The sequence below is a fragment of the Cryobacterium sp. Y82 genome (assembly GCF_002929495.1).
Taxonomy (GTDB): Bacteria; Actinomycetota; Actinomycetes; order Actinomycetales; family Microbacteriaceae; genus Cryobacterium; species Cryobacterium serini.
Genome location: NZ_PJJJ01000021.1, coordinates 38,146 through 63,533, shown reverse-complemented (window position 1 = coordinate 63,533; position 25,388 = coordinate 38,146). Strand labels below are relative to the sequence as shown.

Sequence of the window (25,388 nt, the reverse complement as noted above, 5' to 3'; positions counted from 1 at the left end):
GACAAACCCACCGAGAATGACCGACTCGAACTAGCCGCCTAAACTCCCACTGGCCTCATTCACCTTGACAAATTCCGTGGCGGTGATCCCGGTCAGTGTCCAACGCAACACCGGCGAGGCGTCTCGGTGATTCCTCGTCCACCGAGATCCGTTGTAAATGGTGCCCATTGATCGGTGGCAGTTATGGGCCAGGCTATTGGCCGGCATCGTCGCCATTCTCGACCGTGAAGACCTTGATCTCGCGGCGGTAGCATGTCAAATGGACGGCCTCGATCGCGATCCAACCAGTCCCGATCACACGATGCAAATTCGTGCGGCCTCCGCCGCGCAGCGTGGATAGCTTCTGGGGTTGACTGCCAGTCGCCGATCTAAGGCTGAGGGCTCCAGCGCTCAATCTTCGACCATCCACGATGAGCACTACGCGATGGTCTCATCTTGCGTGTAGCCCATCTCAGCGTCGTAGGCGTCAAAAGCCACATGTTGAGGACGCAGAATTGCTCGTCAGACATGCTGTTGACGGACTCAATCGTGTCACCCGCGGCTACGCGTTCCGCGGACAACTGCCGCCAGTTGGCTTCATCAGAGTTGAGAAGAGCACTGTGTCCGCGGCAGCTGACAGTTCTGGTGTCTGCTCGGAGCCCTCGGCCCGTGAAATCCCGGAATCATCTGCGGATCCACCATTTGACTGGATCCGTGAACTTTCGAAAGTAACGAGAACGACTCCGAGGATCGCGGCAACAACCATCCACACCGAGATAATACGCCAGAAACCCTGCCAATTGATGCAGCGAACGCTGACATTGATGCTGCCGCTATAGCGATCAGACCGCCGGTGGACCGTTCACCTGAGATGAACTCCGAAAGGCTGAATGCATATGCCGCCGTACCCTGGACAATTGTTGAGGTGAGCACGATGATCAAGAGCACCGCTCCGACCAGCCTCCAGCGGGGCACACGATTGCTATCAGAAACTCCAACGATGGTAGCTCTGTCACCGACATCTTGTGCCCCCTATTGGATGCAATCGTCTGCGCTCAGCAATATGCCGAAAGTGTAGTGACACATCGATCTTCGCCGCCAACGTAATGGAAACGGGGAATGGAGCGCAATGACTTTAGATGCCCCGTCTGCATGCCGCACATCAAACGAGAGGTCCGCTACGACCGTTGTACTCGGGTAATCCATGCAAAAATTTTCGATAGGCACGAGGGGTTCTCTGTGACGGACGAAATCAACCGCTCCGAGCGCGAACAACCACGAAGCCTGCCCGAGTTGACCACCTGGGACGACGCTCAACTGCAGGCAGGCCACCGCCGCTGTGCAACTGAAGGTGGCTAACCGACTATGTTTGCTCTTTCAGAAGTCTTGTTTGCGTCTGAGTTCATGTTTTTTAGGCTGGCCTCTCCGCGTCGTTCGTCGCTGTAGACCATAAGGGTCGAGCCGAGGAGTGCGAGGATGATCGCGATGGTTCCGAAGATAGTCGGGAGTGTCTGGTAGACGATGAGCGAGACAACTATCGTGAGGACCGGGGCAAGGGCGTTCGTCGTGGGCGCCACGATGGAGGCTTTGCCTCGGCTAAGTGCCATAACAAGGAAGAGTGCGCCAACCGCATTCAGGAGCTGAGTTGCAGCGGTGAGCGTCGGGGCTTGCCAGGGTACGTCCAGAGGAATTCCACCCATGGAAGAGATCGCAAATGGGGTCAAGATGAGGCCACTTATGGCCATCCAGGCGAATGTCGTCGCGTCGTTCACTCCGATCGTCGCCGCCTTCCGCATGAAGAACGCCTGCACTCCCCACGCGATGGAGACGAAAATCGCGATAATCAGCCACGCCCCGGAGTCGGCTCCACCCGAACCGCCTGAGACGCTGAAGAGGACGATCGCCGCGAGAGCCGCGACAAGGCCGATGATCGCGACCTTGGGCAGGCGTTCTCGGAGGAATGCCATGGCCATGAGCACGGTAATGGCCGGCGAGATGGAGATGATCGGGAAAATCAAGTAAGCGGGGCCGGAGGAGAGGGCGTTGAAGAGCAAGAGTTGCCCGCCTGCGCCGGTCAATCCGATGAGCAGACCGTACATAGCCGCTTTCGGACGCCGATCAAATTTCTGACCCCGCAGGGCGAATGCGGCCGGGATAATCATCACGATCGCCCAAATGACGTAGATCATCTCATCGGGATAACCATAAAGGGTGATGGGCAGGGCGGAAAACGCACCCCACACACCCCAGAACAGTACCAAGAGCGCTGCGTAAAATATCCAACTCTGTGTTTTCTTCATTGCGATCTCCTCATTGACATCTGACTTGGCGAAACGGGTGGATCGGGTGAAACGGAAGGTCGTGCTCAGTTCGATCGGAGGTTGGCCAGAGCCGTCTCCGACAACGGAGCGCCGGATTTTTTTGCGGCATATAGCGCGGCTCCGACTGCAGGGTCGAACTGCGGAATGCGCAGTTCGTAACTTGGGTGTAGCAACGCGAGGGCCTTTTCGAAGCCTTGCCGCACGGCGCTGGCCGTAAACATGCCGCCCGAATAGGACACGGGAATGGCGTCTTCGGCGGCGAACCCGAGTTCGGTGCGCGTCGTGTCGACGATTCTGGCCAGTTCCGTGCACGCATCCGTGATGATCTGCGCGGCAATGAGGTCCCCGAGGCCGGCGGCTTCGACGACTGTCTTCGAGAGGTCGGCGATGGCTCCTCGCTGGCCTTTCCACCGGTTGGCGACGACGTCGATCAGATCGAGATCACTGGTCACATCGACTCGCTTCTTGACCACGTCATAGAGCGGTCCGCGGGGCAGGCGACCGTCACTCATACGGGAAAAGGCGTTCAAGCCTCGGATTGCGATCCAATAGGCAGAACCTTCGTCGCCGAAGAGCTCACCCCAGCCGCCGACCCTGTGGCCGTGGCCGGCGCGTTCGCCATAGGTCATCGATCCGGTCCCACTGATGACGTTGATGCCGTCGACGGCGCCGAGGGATCCGGCCCAGCCGCCCATCATGTCGTTGTCGCAGGAGTAACGGCCGTGGCCGAGGATCTTGTGGGGCAGGGCATCCAGACGTTTAATGTCCGCGCTCACCTCTCCGTATCCGGGCAATCCGAAGAAGGTGTAGTCGATGTCCGTCGTTTCGATGCCGGCCTGGGCGATGATCGTGCCAATGCCGTCCGCGAGGATACGGCTGACGAGCTCGATCCCCTTACTGAAGTAGTAACAGCTCGGTGCTTGCGTTTCTGCGACGATCTGTCCGGAGTCGTTGATGAGCACGAAAGCGGTCTTGGACCCGCCCCCATCAACACCTAAGAAGAAGGCCATGGCGGTTAGATCACTCTCGACGCCGTGCTGGTCGAGGCTGGCAGTGGGTGAATGTATACGCCCTTGACGACGCGGGTGACATCTCCGCTCGGGAAGGGGTTGTCGGGGGTCGCGCCCAATTTAAGTGAGAACGCGAGGCCGACGAGTTGGGCGATGACGACGTATCCGACGGCAAGGAAAGCGTCGTCGAGGCCCGTCAGTTCGCCGAGAAGCCACGTTCGGCCATCGTCAGCGGGGAGCGGCTCGGGGGAGATCACGATGACTCGTTCGGGGGAGAGCATCTTGCGCAGCTCGGCGGCCATGTCCCAGTCGTACTGACGGGTATACGGGTCGGACGAGACATAGACGAGGGCGAGCGTGGTCTCGTCCAGGACAGACTTCGGTCCGTGCCGGAACCCCAGGGCGGAGTCGTAGTAGGTGACGACCTTACCCGCAGTCAGTTCAAGGAGCTTGAGGGCGGATTCCCGGGCGAGACCGGTCAGCGGGCCGCTGCCGATATAGACGATGCGTTTGAACCCGGATGCTGCCAGGACGTTGATCTCCTCTTGACGGTGCTCGATGATCCGGGATGCGGCGGCGGAGAGTGCCGTGACGGCGGCTTCATTCGGACCGCCCAGAATGAGCAGGCTCGTCAGCAGCATCGAGGTGAAGCTCGACGTCATGGCGAAGCCTTCGTCGTTGGAGCGTCGCGGGGTGAGGACAACTTTCGACTTTGCGCGGCCCTCGTGGTGCCTGGACAGGTCTCCGGTTTCGTCGCAGGTAAGGATGAGGTGGCTCACGTCTGTGAGGATCTCGTCGGCCAGGACCGTGGAAGCACTACTTTCGGGGCTGTTGCCCGAGCGGGCGAACGAGACGAGGAGGGTGGGCACGTCTTCGGCGAAGCATTCCCTCGGATTAGAAACGATGTCCGTCGTGGCGACTGCCTCGACGCGACGGCCAAGAAGGCGGGCCAAGGCCGGGGCAGCGATATCTCCAACGAAGGCGGAAGATCCGGCGCCGGTGAGCACGATGCGAAGATCGGATCGTCCGAGGAGCGGCGTGAGGAAGGCCTCGATCGCTGGGCGCTGGGCGGCAACATTTTCGGATGCTTCGCGCCATACGTCCGGCTGTTGAGCGATTTCGCGGAAGGTGGTCGACGAACCGGGAAGGCCGGCGTGGCCGACGGCGGCGGGACTGAGACTAGACAAAGAGGGCTCCGTTGGTTGTGGTGGTCGTAGTGGCACGGTCGCGGACCGCCGGGAAGCAGGCGTACGCGTATGGGCGCAGGGCGTCGCGGATCTTGTCGACGACGAGTGCGCGCGGTTCAGGGGCAAGGGTTCCAGCGCGGACCCGCGCGTACTGGTCCGGTAGGAACTGGCTGATCAGCGGCAGCGGAATGTCCAGCTTCGCTAGGTTCGCGTAGAGGCGGTTCGTTGCCTGTTCGATCTCTGCATCGGGCCAGTAATAGCGCATCCGGTCGCTGTAGCTGAATCGACGTGCGATCTGCTGGTCAGTGGCCGTGCCCTCGTAGTAACCCTCCCAATATTCCGGGTGGGCAAGCATCTGGCCATCGATCACGTCGATAAGGTCGGAGCGTTCGTCCACCGGCACTAGTTCGTCCTCGATCTTGGCCAATGCGAAGAGCGCCTCGCGCATGGCGAAGGTCAGTCCAGGGCCTACCTTGAGAATCGCCCAGTGGTCTTCGACGAGCTCAGCGAGCCGACCCTGGTCTTGGTAGTCGGTGGAGTGAGCCTCGAAGAGCAGTCCGGGTTCGTCGTTCAGCACGGTTCGCAGCCGGGCGGTCCCTGCGCGGCGGTAGTCGATGACTTGAAGATGGTCGAATTCGACCGCAGGTTGCACAACGAGCGCGACGATGCGAGGCCAGATGTCGGTGAGGCCAACTTCCGCGAACGCGGCCCGGTGACGATCCAAAGTTTTTCTAGCCGCCTCCGGCGGAGTCGCGGTCAATTCGCCCAAAGTCTCGTGCGCGCCGCCGGGAACGGGAACCTCGGTTCCGATCACGTACAGGGTCTCGGTGGCGAGCCCGGCCCGTGCGGCTGTGTCCTCCGCAACACGGAGCAGTCGGGCCGTTCGCTGCGCGACTAGTTCGTCGCCGAGCGGCACGGGGTCGCCGGCACAGGACATGCTGCAATCGAGATGGATCTTGGTGTAACCGGCCTCGACATAGGTCGCGACCAGCGTCTCGGCGTTAGCCATGGCTTCCGCGGCGGGCTGCTTCTGCCACCGGTTCGGTCCCAGGTGATCTCCACCGAGCACGAGGCGGTCCCTGGCGAAGCCGATCTCGTCGGCAATCGAGTAGACCAGTTCACGGAAGTCGGCCGGGCGCATGCCGGTGTACCCGCCGAACTGGTCGACCTGGTTGGAGGTCGCCTCGATGAGCACATATGTGTCATCAAAATCCGCCTGGCGGATAGCGGCTTCGAGGACAGCCGGGTGTGCCGAGCACACGGAGTAGATACCGACAGTTTCACCTGCCTTGTGTCGGCGTACTGTGTTCCACAGGTGATTTTGCATCGTGCTCCTTTGCAGTTTCCCACCGATACCCCCCTTGTGTAGGTGCCGGTGTCGGTGGTGATTCGTTGGGCGTAATGGTCGATTTGAGTACGTCGGCGAGCGGTCAGTGGCTGGGTGCCGCGTCGACGAGCGTGCAGAGATGGGTGACGGTGCGTGCCATCGATTCGGATCCCTTGCGGATATACTTCCGTGGATCGGTGACCGCGAGGTTCATGTCTAAGAAGCGCCGCACCTCGCGGGTGAAGACGACGTTCAATGCTGTTCCGACGTTAATTTTTCGCATCCCGGCGGCGATTGCGCCTACGAGGGTTTCATCAGCAACCCCGGATGACCCGTGGAGGACAAGGGGCACAGGCACGCCGAGAACGAGTTCCGCGATCAATGCCATGTCGAGCCGTGCGTTCTGCGACGTCATCGCATGTGAGCTGCCGACCGCCACGGCGAGCCCATCGACAGCGGTTTTTTGCACGAAATCGCGGGCCTCATCGGGATGGGTGCGCGCAAACGGGGAGTGAGGTCCGTCCTTGCCGCCGATCTCGCCGAGTTCACCTTCGACCCAAAGGCCCTGCGCATGGGCTCGCTGGGTCAGGGCGCAGGTCTGCTGAATATTCTGGCCGTAGGGAAGGCGCGCGGCGTCGACCATTATCGAGCTCACCCCGAACTCAGCGGCAAGATCGATCGCCAGCTCGGTCAACGCAAGGTCCTGGAAATGATCGAAGTGAATAGAGATGGGCACGGTCGCCTCGATGGCGATCCTCGCGCACGCCGCGATGATGGGTGAAAACTTGCCTCCGTGAAATCGGATCGCGTTCTCACTCACCTGCAGGATGGCGGTGCTGTTGGCGCGCTCGACGCCGGTGACAATGGCCTCAGCATGTTCGAGCGTGATCATGTTGAAGGCAAGTACGGCACGATTCCCGGCTACTGCGCGATCGACGAGGTCCCGGGTCGTAGCGAGCGTCATGATCCCTCCCTCCATGCGCCGCCGAGCGGAACGGATTGCGCCGGGACAGCACCATCCGTCCTATTCGTCTTTGTCATGACTCATGGTGCGTCCAATTGCTTGAATCGTGCAATTTTTTGGTTAAAATGAACATAAATAATGTACGTATCCCTACCAGCGAAGGTAGTTCATGCCTCAGAACAGCTCATATCCATCCATTCCCCGCGCTCTATCCAGCAAGCGATCGGAGCGTATGCGTGCTGTACTGTCGCTTCTGCACGAACAGACGAGCATGTCGCTCGGGATGCTTGCCGCTGAGGTCGGAACTACGACTGCCACGTTGCGCCGTGATCTCGCCGATTTGGATGAGCAGGGTCTCCTGATTCGCACCCACGGCGGCGCTCGGGCGTTGGATGCCCGTAATGAGATTCCGGTCCGGCTTCGAAACAATCAGTACCGAGAGGCCAAGCATCTCATTGCACGCAGAACTGTGGAGATGATTCCGCCTGGTCCGTATGCTCTCGCTCTCAGCGGTGGCACGACGACTGAAGAGGTTGCCCGCGCGCTCCGCAACCGTTCAGAGCTGACGATTGTGACCAATTCGCTGACCATAGCCATGGAGTGCGCTGCACGCCCACTCATCAAAGTGATCATTACAGGAGGGGTCGTTCGACAAAGCTCATTTGAGGCCGTGGGTTTTCTATCGGAATACACGTTCAACGCCATCAATGTTGCCACTGCTGTACTCGGCACAGACGGCATAAGCGCGGCTGGTGGAGTGACGACGCATGATGAAACGGAAGCTCGAACAAATCATGCAATGGTCGCGAAGGCTCGGCGAGTCATCGTCGTCGCCGACGGGTCCAAAGTAGGTCAGGTGACCTTTGCGAAGATGGCCGACCTCAGTGAGATCGATGACTTTGTCACTGACTCCAGCGCAAACCCAGAAGCCCTCGCTTTGATCGCCGAGAGCGGAATTGTTGTCCACGTCGTCAATCTAGCCTTGACCCGGTCGAGTGACGCAGAGGCCCTGGCCGCCGACGGCAGCTGACAATAAAGAAGACAAACAACTTGGGGTCGGGTGACACTCACCGCGGATCTCTTCCTGCCCATCACAACAATGCGGCGAAGTTTCAGTCGCAAAAGACGACGGCCGCCACACCCATCCGGCACAATTCTCAGCCAGCGGTGCTACTACTCCTGGGAGAGACGCTTCGCGCCGTCAGGTCGCAGCTCCCCCAACGGGGAAACATGGCGGTACAGCGTCTGCCGGGTGACCCCGAGCTCCTTACAGAGAGCACCCATCTTGGTTTCCCGCTGCCCCATCACAGCCATGGCTTGGCGAACCTTGGCTAAACGTCATCTTGAATGGACGCGCGCCCGTCCTCCCCCGTGCTCGCGCCGCGGTCGGCCCGGCGGCCGGGGGTGTCTTGGTAACGGTGTTTCCGGCGTTTTTCATTAGTAGGATTCTGCGTTCGGCCAGCGGTCGTGGAAGGTGATGACGAAGGCGTTGAGCGCTGGTTTCCACCTCATCGTTCAACGGGCTCGGCCTACTCCGGTGGGGTCGAGACTTCGCGTGACCAGAGACAAGCATTTCAGAGCGGCCTGCTCGGTGGGGAAATGTCCTCGCGCGCGCACCGCCCGCCGATACCGGGCGTTGAGCGACTCGATCGCATTGGTGGAGCAGATCACGTGGCGAATCTCGGGATCGTAGGACAGGAACGGGGTGAACTCTTCCCACGCCGACTCCCACAAACGGACGATCGCACCGTATTTCTTCCCCCAGATCTTGGTCAGATCATCCAACGCTGCCCGCGCGGCGTCGACGGTCGGAGCGGTGTAGATCGGCTTCACCGCTCGTTTCATCGCATCCCAATCCTTCTTTGAGGCGAGCTTGAACGTGTTCCGAATCAGATGAATGATGCAGGTCTGCACCGTCGTCAACGGCCACACGTTCCCAACGACGTCGGGCAGACCCTTCAAACCGTCCCAGACCAGGAAGAACGTGTCGATGACACCACGGTTCTTGATATCGGTCAGGACAGACATCCAGAACTTGGCGCCCTAACCGCCGGTGCCGGCCCACAACCCGAGAATGTCCTTCTCACCGTCCAGAGTCACGCCGATGGCCGCGTAGATGGGCCGGTTGGCGATCTGCCCATTGGTTTCTCCCTGCTCGGGATTCGCAACGATCAGTAGAAACTGCCCGGCGTCCAACGGGCGTGACTGCCAGGTCTGCATCCCCTCGATCACTTTGTCTGTGATGCGGGAGATGGTCTTTTTCGATACCTGCGCACCATGAATCTGGTTGAAGTGCGCGCTGATCTCGCCGGTCGTGAGACCGCGAGCATACAAGGACAGCACGATATCATCGACGCCAGTCAAACGGCGATGTCGTTTCGGCACGATCACCGGAGTGAACGTGCCGTCCCGATCACGGGGCACCTGAATGGTGACCGGCCCCGTCGTGGGACTGATCACCGTTTTGGTGCGGGTCCCATTGCGCACGTTCGAGTCGTCACGCTCGTCCGGCGCACGGTTCTTTTCATGACCGAGGTGATCGGTCATTTCCTCGTTCAGCGCGGTCTCGAGAAATCTTTTCGTGAACTGGCCCAGCAGCCTATTCGGACCGTCAAGGGCCAGGCCCTGCTCTTTGGCCAAGCGCACCCATTCCTTCGCCGCCACCGCCTCACGAGTGGGCTCAGATTTCGTTTTCTTCGTCACAGCATCAAGTGTCGTCATCACGGCGCCTTTCCCGCCAGACCCACGTCCAGCGCGTCAGGCCGGAAACACCGTTTAAGAGACAGTCCCGTCAGGCCGAAAACACCGTCAAAGAGACAGCCCCGATTTCGTCAGTGTGGTGCCTACCCCTTTGGACGCGCTTGGCGTGGGTGCATGGAATTGCCGTGAATGGTGGCTAGACAGCTGAGGGATTGGCGATCTCGGGAGGTGTGGTGGTCAGGGAGTGAGGACCCGCCTCACACGGCCTTGGCTCGAGCCTCGCGCTTCAATGCCTGGGCCCCAGGATCGGGCAACGGTACCGCGTTGATCAGGTTTCGGGTGTAGGCGTGTCTCGGCGAGTGCAACACCTCTCGGGTGGAGCCGAGCTCGACGATCTCGCCATATCGCATGACGGCGAGTCGATGGGCTAGGGAGCCGACGACAGCCAGGTCGTGTGTGATGAACAGGCAGGCGAAATTGAACTCTCGCTGCAAGTCGAGGAACAACTCGAGAACCGCTGCCTGAACGGACACATCTAAGGCCGAGGTCGGTTCGTCTGCGAGAACAAGCTTCGGACTCAAGCTCAGGGCGCGAGCCAAGCTCGCGCGCTGACGCTGGCCACCGGAAAGCTCGTGCGGGAAGCGCTGGGCGAAATTCGACGGCAGCTGAACCGCGTCCAGCAGTTCAAGCGTCCGCTTGCGGCGGTCATTTTTCGACCCTACTTTGTGGATCGCCAGCGGTTCGGCGATGCCTTCACCCAGTGTCATGCGCGGATTGAGCGAACTGCGTGGGTCCTGGAATACCATGCCGAGGTTACGGCGCAAGCGAGTGAGCTCAGACCCGCGGGCCACCGCCGGGTCGACGCCCAGAGTCCGCACCTGGCCAGATGCCGGAGACACGAGCCCCAGCACCGCTTTCGTGAGGGTCGACTTTCCAGAACCGGACTCGCCGACCAGGCCGAGGATTTCGCCGGGTGCAATTTCCAGATTCACCTTCTTGACCGCTTTGACGGGAGGTCGGCGGAATCCGCCTGGATAGGTCACTGTCACATTATCCAGTCGGAGTGCGGGTTCGATCGTCGAGTCCCGTTCTTTGACCAGTTCGTCCGGACGTGCCTCATCGAATAGCCGCGGCACGGCTGCCAGTAGGGTGCGCGTGTATTCAGCTACCGGGGCCGCGAAGACTTGGTTCACCTCGCCATCCTCGACGATTTCCCCTTTGTTCATCACGATGATCCGGTCAGCTAGGTCAGCAACAACGCCCATGTTGTGGCTGATTAGGAGGATCGAGATGCCGAGCCGGTCGCGGAGCGAGCGCAGGAGCTCCATGATTGACGCTTGCACAGTCACGTCCAGCGCGGTGGTCGGCTCGTCGGCGATGATGAGCGGCGGATCGAGTGCTATGGCCATGGCGATCATTACCCGCTGTTGCTGGCCGCCGGAGAGCTGATGAGGGTACGAGCGGATGCGCTTTGCGGGATCCGGGATTCCAACTAGGTTCAGCAATTCAATTGCACGTTCTCTTGCACTTTTTCGTGCAAGGTCTCCGTGTGCCATAAGCGCTTCAACGAGTTGGTCCCCGACCCGGTAAACGGGATCGAGTGCTGATGCGGGCTCCTGGAAGATCATCGATGCCTTGCGACCGCGAATGCTTTGGAGGTCACGTGGCGAGAGGTTCAGGAGATCCCTGCCCAAGAGCTCGATCGAGCCCGTCACTATTGCCGTGCGCGGAAGCAGGCCGAGCGCGGCACGGGCAGCCACGGATTTGCCTGAGCCGGACTCGCCGACTATCGCGAGAATTTCTCCTTTTTTCACATCGAAGGTTATTCCCTTGAGGGCTTCGACTTTCCCATTCTCCGTACTGAAGGCAACGTGTAATTCCGTGACGGATAGCACACGTCCTGTATGAGTCGCAGTAGTGCGGGGTGAAATCGCCATGAGCTGCCTTTCTTCGCTCTGAGTCGGTGAGAGTCAGGCCGCAGGCTTTTGAGAACTACTACGGACAACGTTCTTGCATACTAGGTTAATCGGGTTACAGAACTCAAGCAAGCCATTGTCTATTGCAAATGGATGAACTGGAGCGCGAGATTTTCATTACATATTGATCAAGCAACTAAGTTAATAAATTTGCTTATTTTTATTTTCAAGTCAGCTAGTATCAACCAACGCTCGTTTTAGCGACCTGAGGGTGCGAGACACAAGCGGTTCCGGTGGGGGACCGAGCGGAAGAGCGAGTCATTCTCCAAAACCAATGAAGACGAAAGAGAAAATCAATGCGACATAACGCGCGTTCCAACACGTTGACAGCACTTGTCCTCGTCGCTGCCCTTGGTACCCTGACGGCCTGCAGTCCCGTCGAGGCAAAGTCGGCGTCGGTCGCTGTTGACCCGGGCGGAGACGATTTCGGGACGGTCCTCAACGAATCGGAGGCTGTCAAGGGTGGCGATCTTGTCATGGGTCTCTCCTCGGAGCCTGACACCCTCGACCCGACTCAGGCCGGCACGTCTTACTCCCGTTTCGTCCTCGCGTCGATGTGCGAGAAGCTCTACGACACCGATGAGAAGGCATCCATCGTGCCTCAGCTTGCGACCGATCTCCCTGAGATCTCCGACGATGGACTGACCTACACGATCCCCTTGCGCAGCGATGCAGTCTTTGCGGACGGCACTCCCATGGACGCGGCTGCCGTGGCGAACTCGCTCCAGCGGGCCATCGATCTCCCGACGTCTAAGCGCAGGTCGGAGCTTGGCCCCATTAATTCCATTGAGGTCGTCGATAAATCGCATGTCGCCCTCCACTATACGACGCCCTTCTCAGTGTTGCCTGCGGTCCTCGCCGATCGGGCCGGGATGATCATGAGTCCGACTGCGTTGAAGACAACGGGGGATGATGGTTTCGGTACATCACCTGTGTGCGTTGGTCCCTTCAAATTCGTGAGTTGGGTTCCGCAGACGGCTATTTCGCTGGAAAAGGATCCGAACTACTACGCAGCGGACAAGGTTTACCTCGACACCATCGAGTTCCGTCTGATCATCGATGCCAGCGTTCGAGGCGCCAACCTCCAGTCCGGCGACATTGATGTGGCGGATACCCTTTCCACCCAGAACATCGACGCCATTGCCGCCGACCCAAACCTCAAGGTCCTGAAAAGCTCAGCTCTGGGCTGGCGCGGCCTCGTTGTCAACGTCGCCAACACGAGCGGCCCAGGAAAGCCAACCGGTGACATCGAGGGTGATCTTGCGAACAACTCGAAGGTACGCGAAGCCCTCTCCTATGCAGTCGACCGCGAAGCGCTCGTGGAGACCGCATTCGGGGGTTGGTACACATCGGCATGTTCTCCCATCCGAGAAGGCAGCGACTTCGCTACCGATGTGACCACCGCCTGCAACGAGTACGATCCTGATAAGTCCAAGGCACTGCTGAAGGAAGCCGGCGTTGCCGTGCCGTTCGAGCTCACTATCCTCGGATCGACCAACACGGACACACAGCGTTACCTGCAGGCGCTGCAGTCGCAACTCCCGGCCGCCGGCTTCAGCGTGAAGCTCGACCCGCGTGAGGAAAGTAGCCTCGTCAGCCAGATCAACGTCGGTGATTTCTCGGTTCTCTTCCAAGAGTGGTCAGGCCGTGTCGATCCGGATGGCAACATGCGTGCATTCCTGAGCACGGGTGGATCGCAGAATTACAGCGGATTCTCCACGCCCGAACTCGACGACGCCCTGAACAAGGCGTCCGTCACGAGCGACCTTGAGGGCCGTAAGGCACTGTACGAAGAGGCAACGTCGATCGTTCAGGAGGAGAACCCCCTGATTGTTTTGTTCCGCTCGCGCAATCTCACCGGCGTGGCAACTGGCCTGAACGGAGTCCAGGTGTTCCCAGACGGTCTCCCGCGCCTCGCTTTCGCCGCGTTCTCCGAGTAAGGGAAAGTTCGTAGTCCGATGAACGTCCGATACATTGCAACGAAGGCGGGTCAGGCCCTCCTGACCCTCCTTCTTGCGTCGGTCGTGGTCTTCCTGGGAGCGCGGGCGCTCCCAGGGGACCCCGCCCTGACGCTCGCCGGTGAGAACCCATCTCCGGATCTGATCGCTGCCATCAACGAGAAGTACGGCTTCGACCAGCCCCTGATCGTTCAATACGGCCGTTTCGTTCTGTCGGTGCTCCGAGGGGACCTAGGGCGGTCATCGCGAAGTGGGTTAGCGATCTCCGACATGATCGGACAGACCCTCCCGGTCACCATCCAACTCGCCGTGCTTGCAGTCGCCATGGCGGCGCTCATCGGCATCGTGTTCGGGGTTGCCGCGGCGTACTGGAAGGGGCGCTGGCCTGAGTGGGTCGCCAACTCTGCCGCCATCATCGGGTTGTCGGTCCCGAGCTTCTGGCTCGGCATGCTGGCCATTCTGCTCTTCTCAGTGCAGCTAGGCTGGCTTCCAGCTTCAGGTTACGTGTCCATATTTGTAGACCCGATTGGCGCGCTGTCGCACCTAATCATGCCGGCGTTCGTGCTGAGCACTGGTCTCGCCGCGGTGGTTATGCGCCAGACTCGGTCCGGGATGCTCGCGGCGTTCGCCACCGAATACATCGTTGCCGTCCGCGCCAAAGGTCTGAGTGAACGGCGTGTGGTGATCAACCATGCTTTGCGTAACAGCATGATTGTCGTCACGACAATCATCGGTCTCCAGCTCGGCGCCTTGATTGCCGGTGTCGTTATCACCGAACGCCTCTTTGGCCTGCCGGGCTTTGGAAAGCTCACTGTGGACGCGATTGCCCAGCGCGACTATGCGGTTATCCAAGCCGCAGTCCTTGTGGTCGCGGCGTCGTACGTATTAATCAACCTAGTAGTCGATGTTCTGTATACGGTCATCGACCCTCGTGTTCGCGTTGGAGGCTCTCAGTGACCGAGCTAGTCGAGGTTGAAAAGTCGACGTTGATCCAATACCGCACAGGGTCGAAGCGCGCGTTGTATCGGCTCGTCCATAATCCGCTCGGGCTGTCCAGCGCCATTGTCGTCGTGATAATCATCCTGATCGCATCGCTCGCTGCCGTTATTTCTCCCTACGGACCAGGCGATGCCAATTTTGGCGCCCTGACGCAGCGCCCAGGCACCGCAGGCTATCTGCTCGGCACCGACAACCTTGGCCGGGACATGCTCACCCGCACCTTCTGGGGGATGCAGGCATCGTTACTCGTCGGTGTGATTAGCGTCCTTGTGGCAATCGCTATCGGAGTCCCGCTCGGATTGCTCTCCGGCTCGAACCGCTACATCGATGCCGTGGTCTCGCGACTGAGTGACGTGACACTCGCATTCCCCGCACTCATCGTGGCGCTCGGGCTGGCCGCAATCAACGGCGCCAACCTCACAAATGCGGCCATCGCCATCGGAATCTCCTACATTCCAGTCATCACGCGTGTGGTCCGCGTCGAGACGCTTCGCATTTCAGCACTTGACTTCGTAACGTCGGCCAAGGTTCAGGGGGCAGGACAGCATCGGATCTTGTCGCGGTATGTCCTGCCTAACGCGTTGTCGCCCCTGATCGTGCAGGTGACCATGATCATTCCGACAGCTATTCTTATGGAGGCCGGTCTGTCATTCCTGGGGCTAGGGCTCCAGCCGCCGATGCCGAGCCTGGGCGTTATGCTCGCCGAAGCGCAGCAATATTTCACGGTCGCTCCGTGGGCCGCTGTCGTCCCCGGTCTCGCGATCCTCCTCATGTGCCTCTCGTTCAACATACTGGGCGACGCGCTACGAGACGCGCTCGACGTTTACTAGTCCGAGAACATCCGTCCGGACGTCGATTGCTTACAGGGCTCGGCGCCCCCGCACTACTTGACCAAAAAGGAGCCTCATGACGCTGCCAACCACTGGCGCCATCGTCACCCCGCATTATCTAGCGACTGATGCTGGAAATCGAATCTTCGGCTTAGGCGGAACAGCTGTCGACGCGGCGATCGCAGCCAGCGCTGTTCTGTGCGTGGTATACCCGCATATGGTCTCCTTGGCTGGTGACTCGTGGTCGTTGCTCGCCGACGATTCTCACGTTCGCGCCGTCGACGGCACCGGCCGTGCCCCGCGGGCCCTGAGTGCGGCGTTCCTGCGCGGGCGGGGCGACGAAGCCATGCCAGACCGTGGCCCACACACGATCACGGTTCCCGGTGGAGTGGCGGCCTGGGGACTGATGCACGCCGAGAGCGGACGAATCCCGTTTGCTGAACTCTTGAGTGACGCCATCGGATTCGCTGAAGATGGAGTCGAGGTGGCGAATTCGCTCGCCAGAGACATCGTCGACTACCGACCGATGCTCGAGGCGGATCCCGGCTGCAGAGCGCTCTTCTTCACCGTGGACGGCAGACCAAAATCCACAGCTGACCGTATCGTGCAGCCCGAACTCGCCGCCACGCTTCGTTCCATAGCCCTTGACGGGCCCAGGGTCTTGTACGAGGGGCCGATCGCCGAGGCTTTTGTGCGGGGAGTCGCGAAACGGGGGTCATTACTGACGACGACGGACCTCGCCGAACACCAGCCAGGGTTCGTTGAGCCGATCGCGCGCCAATACGGCGAATCCGAGGTATTGACGGCGCCACCGAGCTCGCAAGGCTTCGTGCTCTTGCAGATGCTCGGCGCGGCCGAGCTTGCCGGTTCGCCGGAATGGACTCACGGGGCAGACCTGGCCTGGATGCCGCGGGCGGTCGACGCATTCGGGAGGATGCGGGACGCTGTGCTCGGGGATCCGCGCAGCATGACGGTCACGGGGGAGGATCTCGTATCCGATGACACGATCCGTCGTATTCTCGAAGAGGCGACCGCTCCCCGGGATACGGGGTACGCGCAGCCGACTCTGACGGGAGACACTATTGCGCTGATGGCGGTCGATACTGAGGGCCGAGTCGTGTCCCACATCCAGAGCGTGTCTGGTGCCTTCGGCTCCGGCATCCTTGAACAGTCGACAGGAATGATTGGGCACAATCGCGGTTCGGCATTCACCCTTCAGCCGGGCGACCCTTCAGAACTAGTCGGGGGCAACAAACCGCCGCACACGCTGATGCCCGCACTCGTGCGACGCGGTGGACGAGTGATTGCTGCCGCAGGAACGATGGGGGGCAAGAACCAGCCTGCGATTGTCGCCCAGGTGATCGCGCGCCTCCTCAACGGTGCGTCCGCACAGGAAGCCGTCGATGCCCCAAGGTGGGTGGTTCCTTCCGTGTCGGGAGGCGAGACATCCACGATTTTGATCGAGCGCCGGACCGATCCCTCGAGCCTCATAATGCTCCGCAAGGCAGGCATGCCGATAGAACTGATCGATGAGGTCGACAATCGATTCGGCCAGGCCCAGGCGATCCTTATTACTAGCGACGGATTTCAATTGGGCTCGGACCGACGTTCCGACAGCCTCCGCACCTCAGGGTTGATCCGCGGGGTGAGCCTCACGTCGTCGCTGTCGGGCTGAGAAGCCGATCAGGTGGGGACCACACCGAGCAAGTGCTCGCGCGCGAGCCGAACTGCCCCTGCAACGGGAGCTCCAGCATGCACGACGAGCGGTAGCCCGTTGTCGTGTGCAAGGTAACGGGCCAACTTCGCGGCGAAAGTGGGCTGGTTGACGATGACGCCTCCCGCAGCCACGACCGCTTCGGCGATCGCCCCGCGTTGAAGGAGTGTAGTGACGAGCGCGGACAGAGTCCGGGCGCCCTGGGAAATTGCTTCTTCAGCGAGCGACGACCCGACGGCTGCTGCCGTGAAGACTGCGGACACCCAAGTGGCCCAGTCAGCGGCCGGCCAACGCTCCAGGTAGGCGACCAAGTCACGCAGATTTGCGCAGTTCGATGCCATCAGCAGTCCGTCCAGCAGGATCTGGTCGCCCTCGCCCCGGTCTGCTGCCGCAGTTAGCAGCATCACCGACTCGCGCACGATTCCCCATGCGGAGCCGGCGTCGCCGAGGAGCCAGCCCCAGCCGCCGGCATATAGCGTGGAGCCGTTTGCATCGCTGCCGAGAACGATAGACCCAGTACCACTGATCAGGCTGATGCAGCGACCATAGCCGGCGGCGGGACCCAGAAGTAGCGAATCATTCACGACAACGGTCGGCACGCCGACTCGAGCCTGGAGGTTCTCAGCCAGCGCGGCACAATCCGCATCGGTGTCACAGCCGTGTGCACCGACGACGATGCGTTCCAACGGTGACCCACCGATATCCCGAATGAGCTTCGCTAATGTGTCAGCCTTGGCGTGGAGAGTTGTTTCCCAGTCGGTCGTCGGGCGCACGACATCGATTACTATTCGTCCGTCGTCGTCCTGCACCCGCAGGTGCGTCTTCGTTCCGCCGACGTCGATTCCGAGAACAAGTCCTGTGGTCACGTCGCTCTTTCTTGTCTTGGCGAACGGCCTCACGCCCACACTCTCGGCGAGATGCCCAGGGCTTTGACCCGTAATAGTTAATTTTGTTTACGATATGCTGTGACCAGAGAAATCATACGCACCCGGGTGCTGTGTGACATAATTCTACAGACATCCAGAAGATAAAAGAAAACAATATTATTAACCAGTCCACGCGGCTAAAGTGGGCTCGGATGCTCGCTGAACGCGGAATGGGGAAAAAGAATGAGCATGGAATTATCCGAATCCTCGCTCGAACTTCTCAATGAACTCATCACGGGCGAGAGCGTCGCGCGCCCGGAGCTCAGTAGACGCCTCAGCGTCACTGCGCCGACCGTCGGCAGCGGCTTGAGGGAACTGCAGGCGGCGGGCCTTGTCGTCCAGACCGGGGCACAGAAGGGGCCCATGGGACGGACGGCGGCGCTCTTCGGCCTGAGCCAGAGGGCAGGCTGGGTACTCGGCGTCGATTTCGGTTCCACGCAAGTCGCCGTGGCAGCACGGGCGCTCAACGGGGCGTCCCTGGGAACGGAGCAATACTCGGTCGGGTTGGCAAGCGAAGCCCTCGATGGCCCGACCAACGACTTAATCGATGCGGCCAAGGAGCTGGTGACGCGACTCATCGAGAAGTTCAGCCCTACACACGGGAACCTTCTTTCCGTCGGGATCGCGCTACCGCACGTCGTTCCCAACGACATGGACTACGACACCTTCATATCCTGGGACGGCAACCCGATCCGCGTGAGTTCTCTTCTGGAGACCATCGGCATTCCGTCTGGTGTTCCGGTGTTGCTCGAGAACAACACCAACTGCGCTGCTCTGGCCGAACTTGCCGAGGGACGTGCCGTCAACGTGAAGAACTTTCTGTATCTGCAGATCGGTGTCAGAATCGGGGCCGGAATCGTATCGGACGGGCGACTGCACAGGGGTGCGCGGGGGGCCGGTGGCGAGCTGGCACTTCTTCCATTCCCATTCGCACCCGCTGAATCGAACGGGGAATCGATCACGTTCGGACTGGAGCAGCATGTCGGGTCCGAGAGTCTCATGCGTCGCGTGCGCGGTGCGTGGTCACTTGAAGCGATCGACGCGCCACGGGACGTGAAGGAGCTTTTCGCTTTGTCCGACGGTGGCCACCGCTTATCCCGGGAATTCACCGAACGACATGTGCAGGACGTCGCTCGGGTCGCTTTGACCGTGGTCGCAATTCTCGATCCGGAGCTTGTCGTCCTTGGCGGAGGGGTGGGGCAAAGTCCGGTTCTCGTTCCACAGGTACGGGCATTGGTTAACGCGCTAAATCGGGACATTGAGGTGGTTCCGTCGCTGCTCGGAGACCGAGGGACGGCCGAGGGCGCTGCTTTCCTCGCTGGCGAATTCGCCCGTGTTGAAATCCTCGGTGAACGACGCTACGTATCGACGATCGCAGCAAAGAGATCGACGATCGTCATGGCTTAAGGTCTGGCCGCACGTTCGCCCTGGTCGCGCTCAACAACGAAGGCACACTCCATGAAGGTATACATCTCGAACAACATCGACGCGTTGGCTGCGGTGGCTGCGGACGAGATCGAGGCATCGCTCCGTCGGTCGGCAGCCCCTGTACTAGGCCTGGCGACGGGATCCAGCCCCTTACCGGTTTATCGTGAACTTGCCCGGAGAGTAAAGCTAGGACTTGACCTCACGGAAGTAACAGCATTCGCTCTGGACGAGTACGTCGGCATCCCTGTTGAGCACCCGCAGTGCTATGCCCAAGTGATCCGGCGTGAGGCGCAGATCCCACTGGGACTCGATGCTGCACGAGTGTTCGTGCCGAACGGTCGTGCGACAGACCTGTCTGAAGCCTGTGTCGAGTATGAGAAAGCGATCGCCTCGGTTGGCGGGATCGATGTACAGATCTTAGGCATCGGATCGGATGGACACATCGGCTTCAACGAACCCAGCTCATCACTGGCGTCCCGCACTCGGGTAGTTGCGCTGACCGCGGAAACGCGGAGGGACAATGCGCGCTTTTTCGGGAGCGCCGACGAGGTGCCCACCACCTGTGTGACCCAGGGGATCGGCACGATCCGAGAGTCGGGAAGCATAGTGCTCATAGCCCAGGGCCGGACGAAATCGGCGGCTGTTGCCGCCATGGTGGAAGGCCCGGTCTCGGCCGTCTGCCCCGCATCCGCCCTCCAACTTCACCCGAAGGTCACCATTCTGCTCGACGAGCAGGCGGCTGTGGAACTCCGATTCGCTGACTACTACCGCGCGAGCTACACGGTCGCGGAACTTGTCCAGGACGACTCCTGATTCGTACAGGATTCCTCATCCCTGCATCCCACGCCTTCAGGAGAACACGTTGATCAAGTCATTCCGCCGCTACCCCGAACGTCTTCACCTCGGGCTGATGCTTGCCCTGACGTTCTCCACCGGGGTCATTGACGCGGTTGGTTTCCTGGGCCTCGACCGCGTCTTCACGGGCAACATGACGGGCAATGTGGTGATCCTTGGGATGGCGCTCGTCGGAGCGGATGATCTGCCCATTCTTGGGCCGATCATCGCGCTCGCCGCATTCATGGTGGGTGCACTGGTCGCGGGGTGCACACTGAGATACGTCCCTTCCGGCTGGGCAAGCCGTTCGACGTGGCTCCTCGTCCTAGTGGCCGGCATACTCGCAGCGATGTCTGTCATGGCCCTGGTCATCAACCCCTTGCCGGAAGTCCTCGCGTTCACTGCAACCGGCCTGCTGGGCGCCGCGATGGGGATCCAGGCCGGAACGGCGCGCCACATCGCGGTGAAGGATGTTACAACAGTCGTCGTGACCTCGACGATCACCGGCCTTGCGGCTGACTCCTGGCTCGGCGGCCGGACCGGACAGCCGTGGCTGCGGCGAACGGGAGCCGTCGTTCTGATTCTCGCGGGGGCTGCGCTGGGTGCCTTCCTCCTTACGGTGCACTTCAGCCTGGCGGTGGCTACGTCGGCAGTCATCTCGATCGTCGTTGCGGTTCTCGGTCACGTCGGGCGCCCGCATGTTTCTGCTGAGACTGAATTCGCGGGAGAAACCACCGTCACCCAAGCCGAACGCGTTCCGCGCGCCAAGAAGATCCGCGCCGGAAGGCTGTAACACCGTGCAAAACGAACCCCAGGCAGGCGTCGACAGAGGCTGCCGGGTGATCGTCCGTCATGGTGGGCCGCCCCAGCATTCGAGGAAGAATGTATGACGGCCAACACCGTGCACGTCGCGATGATGAATCTGCTCTGGGCACGAGAGCGCATCGACCAGCAGCGGTTCTACGACTACTGGTCTGCTGCCTACACGCAGATCGCATCGCGGCTCCCCGGCATCCACCAGTATTTTCAGCATCACGTCGACTATGAGTCCGGTGCCTCGTATCCGCACGGCGCCCATTTCGCGTCTGGCGAAGCCAGCTTTTTCGGTGACGCGGAGTCATTACCTTTGCCACCGAGGTGCACCTGCAGAATTTTTCAGACGCGCTCAGCCCACTCGTTGCAGGACGAGCAGAACATCGTCGCCAAGACGATCTCGTGGGCGTATTGGGGTAGCTCGTGAATTCGTCGAATATCCGACGCTAACGTTTTGTGGCGTGTGGCGTTGGGTAACAATCGTTCGCAAGACGCTCCGGGACAGGTTCAGGGTTCCGTTTGCGGGGTCAACCTCACGCACTCAGAGGGCTGTGCAGACGAATATTGAAAATGACACGAACCGACTGCTGTCAAGTAAATCGAAAACTGATCTTATTCTGACGTAGGCTTCGCGCAACCCTTGACGTCCGGTTGGGCTGGACGCCAAATTGACAGTTCGTTGCTAGCTTCCCCGTTGAAGCCTCCTACTGTCTCGTAACCGTTCTTACCTACAAGAATGGTAGTGCCGGTAAAAACACACGTTTCGAGACACAACGACTCATCCGTTGCCCATGGATAAGGCTGCCCAGATCCCGGTCAGTGGACGGAATGCGTTCTGTTGCGCTCTCCACAGTCGACGCTGTGGACGTGATTGTGTTCCTTGCCGGCACGGGTTGCCGGTTGGGAGAAGTCCTTGCCATTCGTTGGTCAGCACTCGACCAGGACGCCGGCACGGTAGCAAGCAACGCCAACGTGATCCGTGCACGAGGTCAAGGTGTTCTCCTGCAGGACCACACCAAGACCAAGGCCGGCGTGCGGACGATTGCGATCCCGAAGACGCTCGTCGACCTGCTCCGCCACCGGCAGTCGAACTTCCAAATTCGAAACGACCATGACTTGGTCTTTCCGACCCTGCGTGGCAATATTCGAGATCCTCGTAATACCTCGCGCGACTGGCGGATGGCTCGAAACCGGATCGGATATCCGACGGTCACGACCCATAGCTTCCGCAAAACGGTGGCCACCGCTTTGGACCAGTCAGGATTGAGCGCTCCTGAAATTGCCGAATACCTCGGACACACGAACCCGTCCCTGACCCAGGACGTCTACATGGCTAAGAACACGGGCGGTATCCGCGCGGCCGAAACGATGAATTTCCTGCTGCCGTCCCTTTGAATCTGCGGGGTTTATGCGGGGTTGGCCCTAAATCGGCGAAAAAATACCCCGGACTTCCGCAGAAATCCGGGGTTTTTGTAGCGGGAGCGGGAATTGAACCCGCGACACCACGATTATGAGCCGTGTGCTCTAACCAACTGAGCTACCCCGCCGCGACTTGTCGGCTGTTCGCTTCCAAGCCTGAGCCCCCTGTGGGAATCGGACCCACTACCTCTTCCTTACCAAGGAAGTGCTCTACCAATGAGCTAAGGGGGCAAAGCAACCAAAAAACAGTAGCAATGCCGCGTTTTTGGCAACCTAGAAACTTTATCACCCCGACAGGGCGCTCTAGACCACTTCCCACGCTACAGGCACACAGCGCCAATGCCGTAGCATTTTAGAATGACTGGCACCGAACTGACCCCTGGCACCGAGTGGTGGCGCACCGCCGTCATCTATCAGATCTATCCCCGATCGTTCGCTGACGCGAACGGGGATGGCATGGGCGACCTTGCCGGCATCAGCGCGCGCCTGCCGCAGCTCAAAGACCTCGGCATCGATGCCATTTGGTTGTCTCCTTTCTATACCTCGCCACAACGCGATGCAGGCTACGACGTTTCCGACTACTGCAACGTCGACCCTTTGTTCGGCACCCTCGACGACTTCGACGTGCTGCAGCGCACCGCCCACGACCTCGGAATCCGGGTCATCGTCGACATCGTGCCCAACCATTCCTCAAGCGACCACGGCTGGTTCCAGGCTGCCCTCGCCGCCAGCCCTGGCAGTGAAGAACGCGCCCGCTACACCTTTCGCGACGGCAAAGGAGACAACGGCGAGCTCCCCCCGAACAATTGGGAGTCTGTCTTCGGCGGTCTCGCCTGGACCCGCACGACCGATCCCGACGGCACCCCCGGCCAGTGGTACCTGCATCTGTTCGACAGCAGTCAGCCCGACTTCGACTGGGATAGCGAGTGGGTGCGCGAGCAGTTTCGCGCGGTGCTGCGTTTCTGGCTCGACCGCGGCGTCGACGGCTTTCGAGTGGATGTTGCGCACGGCATGATCAAGGCGCCCGGCCTCCCCGACTACACGCCGCCCGCAGAGGGTGGCAGCATGGGCGGGGCGCCGTCATCCATTCTCGAACCGGGCATCACCGCCGAGACGCCGCTGACCGCCCCCTACTGGGCGCAGGACGGCGTGCACGAGATCTACCGCGACTGGCACCAGGTACTCGCCGCCTACCCCGGCGACCGCGTTCTCGCGGCCGAAGCCTGGGTCGATCCGCTCAGCCAGATGGCTAAGTGGGTGCGCCCAGACGAGATGCATCAGGCCTTCAACTTCGCCTACCTGGAAACCCCGTGGAACGCGACGCAGCTGAAGAGCGTCATCGACGATTCGCTCGAAGCTTTCGGCAACGTCGGTGCGCCGAGCACCTGGGTACTCTCCAACCACGACGTTGTGCGCCACGCTTCTCGGCTGGCCCTCACCGGTGATAATCTGCAGGGTCACGGCATTGGCCCCAAGACAGTTGGCCTGCCCGACACGGTTCTGGGGCTGCGGCGCGCGCGGGCGGCATCCGCTTTGATGCTGTCGCTTCCCGGCTCGAGCTATCTGTACCAGGGTGAGGAACTCGGCCTGCCAGAAGCCGTCGACCTGCCCGACCATGCCCGCGAAGACCCCACCTGGTTTCGCACCAACGGTGAGCGTTACGGGCGAGACGGATGCCGCGTGCCGATTCCGTGGGAAGCCGCCAGCGAATCGTTCGGCTTCAGCACGGGCGCGAAGAGCTGGCTGCCGCAACCGGCAGAGTGGGCCGGGCTGGCCCGCGACCAGCAAGACGGCGTGGCCGACTCAACCCTCGAGCTGTACAAGCTCGCTCTGCGACTGCGCCGGGAGCACTCCCTCGCCTCCGGCACCGTCGAGTGGCAGGGCGGTTTCGACCCCGCGGTCGCGGCGTACCGCAACGGCGACGTGACCGTCGTCGCTAACACTGGATCGGCCTCCATCCAGCTGCCCGCCGGTGACGTTCTGTTGGCGAGCGAAGAACTCGTCGGCCGCACCCTGCCGGGAGACGCGACGGCCTGGTTGCTCACCGTCCAGCCATGACCGCGTTCGACGCTGCACCCGTCGGCAGCGCAGCCGACGAGGGCAGCGTCGTCGCCCCCGACTCCGGTACCGTCGCGCCCAGTGCCGCTGAGAGCATCGCCGCCATGCGGGAGTTGAAGCTCGAACTGACTCGGTTCATGATGTCGTACAAGTTCGCGACCGACGAGATACTGACCAAGATCAACATCTTGAAGGAGGAATTCAGCGCGATTCATGATTACAGCCCGATCGAGCACGTCAGCTCCCGGCTCAAGTCACCGGAGGGCATTCTCAAGAAGGCCATCCGCAAGGGGCATCCGCTCGAGCTGATCGGGATCCGCGACAACATCCAGGACATCGCCGGAATTCGCATCACCTGCAGTTTCATCTCCGACACCTATCGCGTTCGCGACATGCTCGCCGGACAGCGCGACGTGACGGTGCTCCAGGTCAAGGACTACATCCGAGAACCCAAGGCCAACGGGTATCAGAGCCTGCACCTCATCGTGGCGATCCCGGTATTCATGTCCGACCGTGTGCAGCCAGTCACGGTTGAGATTCAGATCCGCACGATCGCGATGGACTTTTGGGCGAGCCTGGAACACAAGATCTACTACAAGTACAACGGCGCCGTGCCAGACACCCTGGTAGAAGACTTGCGGCAGGCAGCGGACGCCGCCAACCGGCTCGATGTGAAGATGGAACTACTGCACGACCAGGTTGTGGCTCTGGAGCCCGTCACCGACGACGCCGATCTGTTCAGCTTCGACGGCCTGCCGCCGTTTCCGCTACCGAAGGGCCTGCTCGAGTCCTTCATGCGCGGGCGAAGCGAACCGAGCTAGACCGGCGGCGGCGCCCGGAGCTGGCCGCCCGACCCGCATAACTCCTGCAATTTGCGGGCGTTCCAAAAAACTCCCGCGACTTCCCGCGTCTTCACTGTTCGGGCGCAGGAATTTGCAGGAGTTG

20 protein-coding genes, 2 tRNA genes and 3 pseudogenes are annotated in these 25,388 nt (G+C 60.7%); 14 read left to right on the top strand and 11 right to left on the bottom strand.

What is annotated here, in order from left to right; translation table 11 throughout:
- Positions 1-157 precede the first annotated feature (157 nt).
- Complete coding sequence (locus CXY70_RS18170) at positions 158-340, top strand: hypothetical protein (RefSeq protein ID WP_233205691.1); 183 nt, start codon at positions 158-160, stop codon at positions 338-340.
- Positions 341-1,334: 994 nt separating this feature from the next.
- On the opposite strand, the gene CXY70_RS02160 is transcribed toward CXY70_RS18170, so the two are convergent.
- The 5 genes from CXY70_RS02160 to CXY70_RS02140 form a co-directional block, all read right to left on the bottom strand.
- On the bottom strand, positions 1,335-2,279 hold the full coding sequence (locus CXY70_RS02160; protein WP_104190745.1) for a DMT family transporter: 945 nt from the start codon (positions 2,277-2,279) through the stop codon (positions 1,335-1,337).
- Between the two features lie 65 nt (positions 2,280-2,344).
- Positions 2,345-3,310, bottom strand: a complete 966-nt coding sequence (locus CXY70_RS02155; protein WP_104190744.1) for an N-acetylglucosamine kinase — start codon at positions 3,308-3,310, stop codon at positions 2,345-2,347.
- A 5-nt stretch (positions 3,311-3,315) separates the two neighbouring features.
- Positions 3,316-4,497, bottom strand: coding sequence for an SIS domain-containing protein (locus tag CXY70_RS02150; RefSeq protein ID WP_104190743.1), 1,182 nt, complete (start codon positions 4,495-4,497; stop codon positions 3,316-3,318).
- The gene (locus tag CXY70_RS02145) at positions 4,490-5,824 is read right to left on the bottom strand and encodes a D-tagatose-bisphosphate aldolase, class II, non-catalytic subunit (protein WP_104190742.1); all 1,335 of its coding nucleotides are present in this window, start codon (positions 5,822-5,824) and stop codon (positions 4,490-4,492) included. The genes CXY70_RS02150 and CXY70_RS02145 overlap by 8 nt, the downstream gene beginning before the upstream one ends.
- A gap of 103 nt (positions 5,825-5,927) precedes the next feature.
- The gene (locus CXY70_RS02140; RefSeq protein WP_104190741.1) at positions 5,928-6,788 is read right to left on the bottom strand and encodes a class II fructose-bisphosphate aldolase; all 861 of its coding nucleotides are present in this window, start codon (positions 6,786-6,788) and stop codon (positions 5,928-5,930) included.
- Positions 6,789-7,020: 232 nt separating this feature from the next.
- Between CXY70_RS02140 and CXY70_RS02135 the strand changes: the two genes are divergently transcribed.
- Complete coding sequence (locus CXY70_RS02135) at positions 7,021-7,818, top strand: DeoR/GlpR family DNA-binding transcription regulator (RefSeq protein ID WP_233205690.1); 798 nt, start codon at positions 7,021-7,023, stop codon at positions 7,816-7,818.
- A gap of 143 nt (positions 7,819-7,961) precedes the next feature.
- Here CXY70_RS02135 and CXY70_RS18165 read toward each other — a convergent pair.
- The 3 genes and pseudogenes from CXY70_RS18165 to CXY70_RS02120 all read right to left on the bottom strand — a co-directional run.
- Positions 7,962-8,184, bottom strand: a pseudogene (locus tag CXY70_RS18165) (recombinase family protein); the annotation flags it as partial.
- 41 nt (positions 8,185-8,225) lie between these two features.
- Positions 8,226-9,512 (bottom strand): annotated as a pseudogene (locus CXY70_RS02125) (IS256 family transposase).
- A 233-nt stretch (positions 9,513-9,745) separates the two neighbouring features.
- Entirely contained in the window at positions 9,746-11,425 is a 1,680-nt protein-coding gene (locus tag CXY70_RS02120; RefSeq protein WP_104190738.1) for an ABC transporter ATP-binding protein, read from the bottom strand.
- Positions 11,426-11,760: 335 nt separating this feature from the next.
- On the opposite strand from CXY70_RS02120, the gene CXY70_RS02115 reads away from it, so the two are divergent.
- The 5 genes and pseudogenes from CXY70_RS02115 (at position 11,761) to CXY70_RS02100 (ending at position 16,926) form a co-directional block, all read left to right on the top strand.
- The gene (locus CXY70_RS02115) at positions 11,761-13,404 is read left to right on the top strand and encodes an ABC transporter substrate-binding protein (RefSeq protein WP_104190737.1); all 1,644 of its coding nucleotides are present in this window, start codon (positions 11,761-11,763) and stop codon (positions 13,402-13,404) included.
- Positions 13,405-13,422: 18 nt separating this feature from the next.
- Positions 13,423-13,641: pseudogene (locus CXY70_RS18160) on the top strand (ABC transporter permease); the annotation flags it as partial.
- 51 nt (positions 13,642-13,692) lie between these two features.
- Complete coding sequence (locus tag CXY70_RS02110; protein ID WP_233205695.1) at positions 13,693-14,379, top strand: ABC transporter permease; 687 nt, start codon at positions 13,693-13,695, stop codon at positions 14,377-14,379.
- Positions 14,376-15,251, top strand: coding sequence for an ABC transporter permease (locus CXY70_RS02105; RefSeq protein WP_233205689.1), 876 nt, complete (start codon positions 14,376-14,378; stop codon positions 15,249-15,251). Before CXY70_RS02110 ends, CXY70_RS02105 begins: the two co-directional genes overlap by 4 nt.
- Positions 15,252-15,327: 76 nt before the next feature.
- Positions 15,328-16,926 carry a gamma-glutamyltransferase family protein gene (locus CXY70_RS02100; RefSeq protein WP_104190735.1) on the top strand — a complete coding sequence of 533 codons (1,599 nt, stop codon included), beginning with the start codon at positions 15,328-15,330 and terminating at the stop codon, positions 16,924-16,926.
- An 8-nt stretch (positions 16,927-16,934) separates the two neighbouring features.
- Here the strand turns inward: CXY70_RS02100 and CXY70_RS02095 are convergent, their stop codons facing one another.
- Entirely contained in the window at positions 16,935-17,831 is an 897-nt protein-coding gene (locus tag CXY70_RS02095; protein WP_158250884.1) for an N-acetylglucosamine kinase, read from the bottom strand.
- 249 nt (positions 17,832-18,080) lie between these two features.
- Here CXY70_RS02095 and CXY70_RS02090 point away from each other — a divergent pair, with 249 nt between their 5' ends.
- The 5 genes from CXY70_RS02090 to CXY70_RS02070 all read left to right on the top strand — a co-directional run bounded on the left by CXY70_RS02090 (position 18,081) and on the right by CXY70_RS02070 (position 22,361).
- Positions 18,081-19,298, top strand: coding sequence for an ROK family protein (locus tag CXY70_RS02090; RefSeq protein WP_158250883.1), 1,218 nt, complete (start codon positions 18,081-18,083; stop codon positions 19,296-19,298).
- A 51-nt stretch (positions 19,299-19,349) separates the two neighbouring features.
- The gene (nagB, locus tag CXY70_RS02085; protein WP_104190732.1) at positions 19,350-20,132 is read left to right on the top strand and encodes a glucosamine-6-phosphate deaminase; all 783 of its coding nucleotides are present in this window, start codon (positions 19,350-19,352) and stop codon (positions 20,130-20,132) included.
- A 97-nt stretch (positions 20,133-20,229) separates the two neighbouring features.
- A complete protein-coding gene (locus tag CXY70_RS02080) occupies positions 20,230-20,946 on the top strand; it encodes a YoaK family protein (RefSeq protein ID WP_104190757.1) in 717 nt (238 codons plus the stop codon).
- 93 nt (positions 20,947-21,039) lie between these two features.
- Positions 21,040-21,393 carry a hypothetical protein gene (locus CXY70_RS02075; protein ID WP_104190731.1) on the top strand — a complete coding sequence of 118 codons (354 nt, stop codon included), beginning with the start codon at positions 21,040-21,042 and terminating at the stop codon, positions 21,391-21,393.
- A gap of 434 nt (positions 21,394-21,827) precedes the next feature.
- Entirely contained in the window at positions 21,828-22,361 is a 534-nt protein-coding gene (locus CXY70_RS02070) for a site-specific integrase (RefSeq protein ID WP_158250882.1), read from the top strand.
- Positions 22,362-22,439: 78 nt separating this feature from the next.
- On the opposite strand, the gene CXY70_RS02065 is transcribed toward CXY70_RS02070, so the two are convergent.
- Both CXY70_RS02065 and CXY70_RS02060 read right to left on the bottom strand, forming a co-directional pair.
- Positions 22,440-22,513: transfer RNA gene (locus CXY70_RS02065), tRNA-Met, on the bottom strand.
- Between the two features lie 31 nt (positions 22,514-22,544).
- Positions 22,545-22,616, bottom strand: a tRNA-Thr gene (locus tag CXY70_RS02060).
- Between the two features lie 126 nt (positions 22,617-22,742).
- Here CXY70_RS02060 and CXY70_RS02055 point away from each other — a divergent pair.
- Complete coding sequence (locus CXY70_RS02055) at positions 22,743-24,443, top strand: glycoside hydrolase family 13 protein (protein WP_104190729.1); 1,701 nt, start codon at positions 22,743-22,745, stop codon at positions 24,441-24,443.
- Complete coding sequence (locus tag CXY70_RS02050; protein ID WP_199183339.1) at positions 24,440-25,264, top strand: GTP pyrophosphokinase family protein; 825 nt, start codon at positions 24,440-24,442, stop codon at positions 25,262-25,264. Before CXY70_RS02055 ends, CXY70_RS02050 begins: the two co-directional genes overlap by 4 nt.
- The last annotated feature ends 124 nt before the right edge of the window (positions 25,265-25,388 follow it).

Coding starts and splice junctions, on each gene's coding strand:
- CXY70_RS18170 (WP_233205691.1), top strand. CDS start 158: ATGGTGCCCATTGATCGGTGGCAGTTATGGGCCAGGCTATTGGCCGGC.
- CXY70_RS02055 (WP_104190729.1), top strand. CDS start 22,743: ATGACTGGCACCGAACTGACCCCTGGCACCGAGTGGTGGCGCACCGCC.
- CXY70_RS02115 (WP_104190737.1), top strand. CDS start 11,761: ATGCGACATAACGCGCGTTCCAACACGTTGACAGCACTTGTCCTCGTC.
- CXY70_RS02110 (WP_233205695.1), top strand. CDS start 13,693: ATGATCGGACAGACCCTCCCGGTCACCATCCAACTCGCCGTGCTTGCA.
- CXY70_RS02075 (WP_104190731.1), top strand. CDS start 21,040: ATGACGGCCAACACCGTGCACGTCGCGATGATGAATCTGCTCTGGGCA.
- CXY70_RS02080 (WP_104190757.1), top strand. CDS start 20,230: ATGCTTGCCCTGACGTTCTCCACCGGGGTCATTGACGCGGTTGGTTTC.
- CXY70_RS02145 (WP_104190742.1), bottom strand. CDS start 5,824: ATGCAAAATCACCTGTGGAACACAGTACGCCGACACAAGGCAGGTGAA.
- CXY70_RS02160 (WP_104190745.1), bottom strand. CDS start 2,279: ATGAAGAAAACACAGAGTTGGATATTTTACGCAGCGCTCTTGGTACTG.
- CXY70_RS02050 (WP_199183339.1), top strand. CDS start 24,440: ATGACCGCGTTCGACGCTGCACCCGTCGGCAGCGCAGCCGACGAGGGC.
- CXY70_RS02100 (WP_104190735.1), top strand. CDS start 15,328: ATGACGCTGCCAACCACTGGCGCCATCGTCACCCCGCATTATCTAGCG.
- CXY70_RS02135 (WP_233205690.1), top strand. CDS start 7,021: ATGCGTGCTGTACTGTCGCTTCTGCACGAACAGACGAGCATGTCGCTC.
- nagB (WP_104190732.1), top strand. CDS start 19,350: ATGAAGGTATACATCTCGAACAACATCGACGCGTTGGCTGCGGTGGCT.
- CXY70_RS02120 (WP_104190738.1), bottom strand. CDS start 11,425: ATGGCGATTTCACCCCGCACTACTGCGACTCATACAGGACGTGTGCTA.
- CXY70_RS02140 (WP_104190741.1), bottom strand. CDS start 6,788: ATGACGCTCGCTACGACCCGGGACCTCGTCGATCGCGCAGTAGCCGGG.
- CXY70_RS02155 (WP_104190744.1), bottom strand. CDS start 3,310: ATGGCCTTCTTCTTAGGTGTTGATGGGGGCGGGTCCAAGACCGCTTTC.
- CXY70_RS02090 (WP_158250883.1), top strand. CDS start 18,081: ATGGAATTATCCGAATCCTCGCTCGAACTTCTCAATGAACTCATCACG.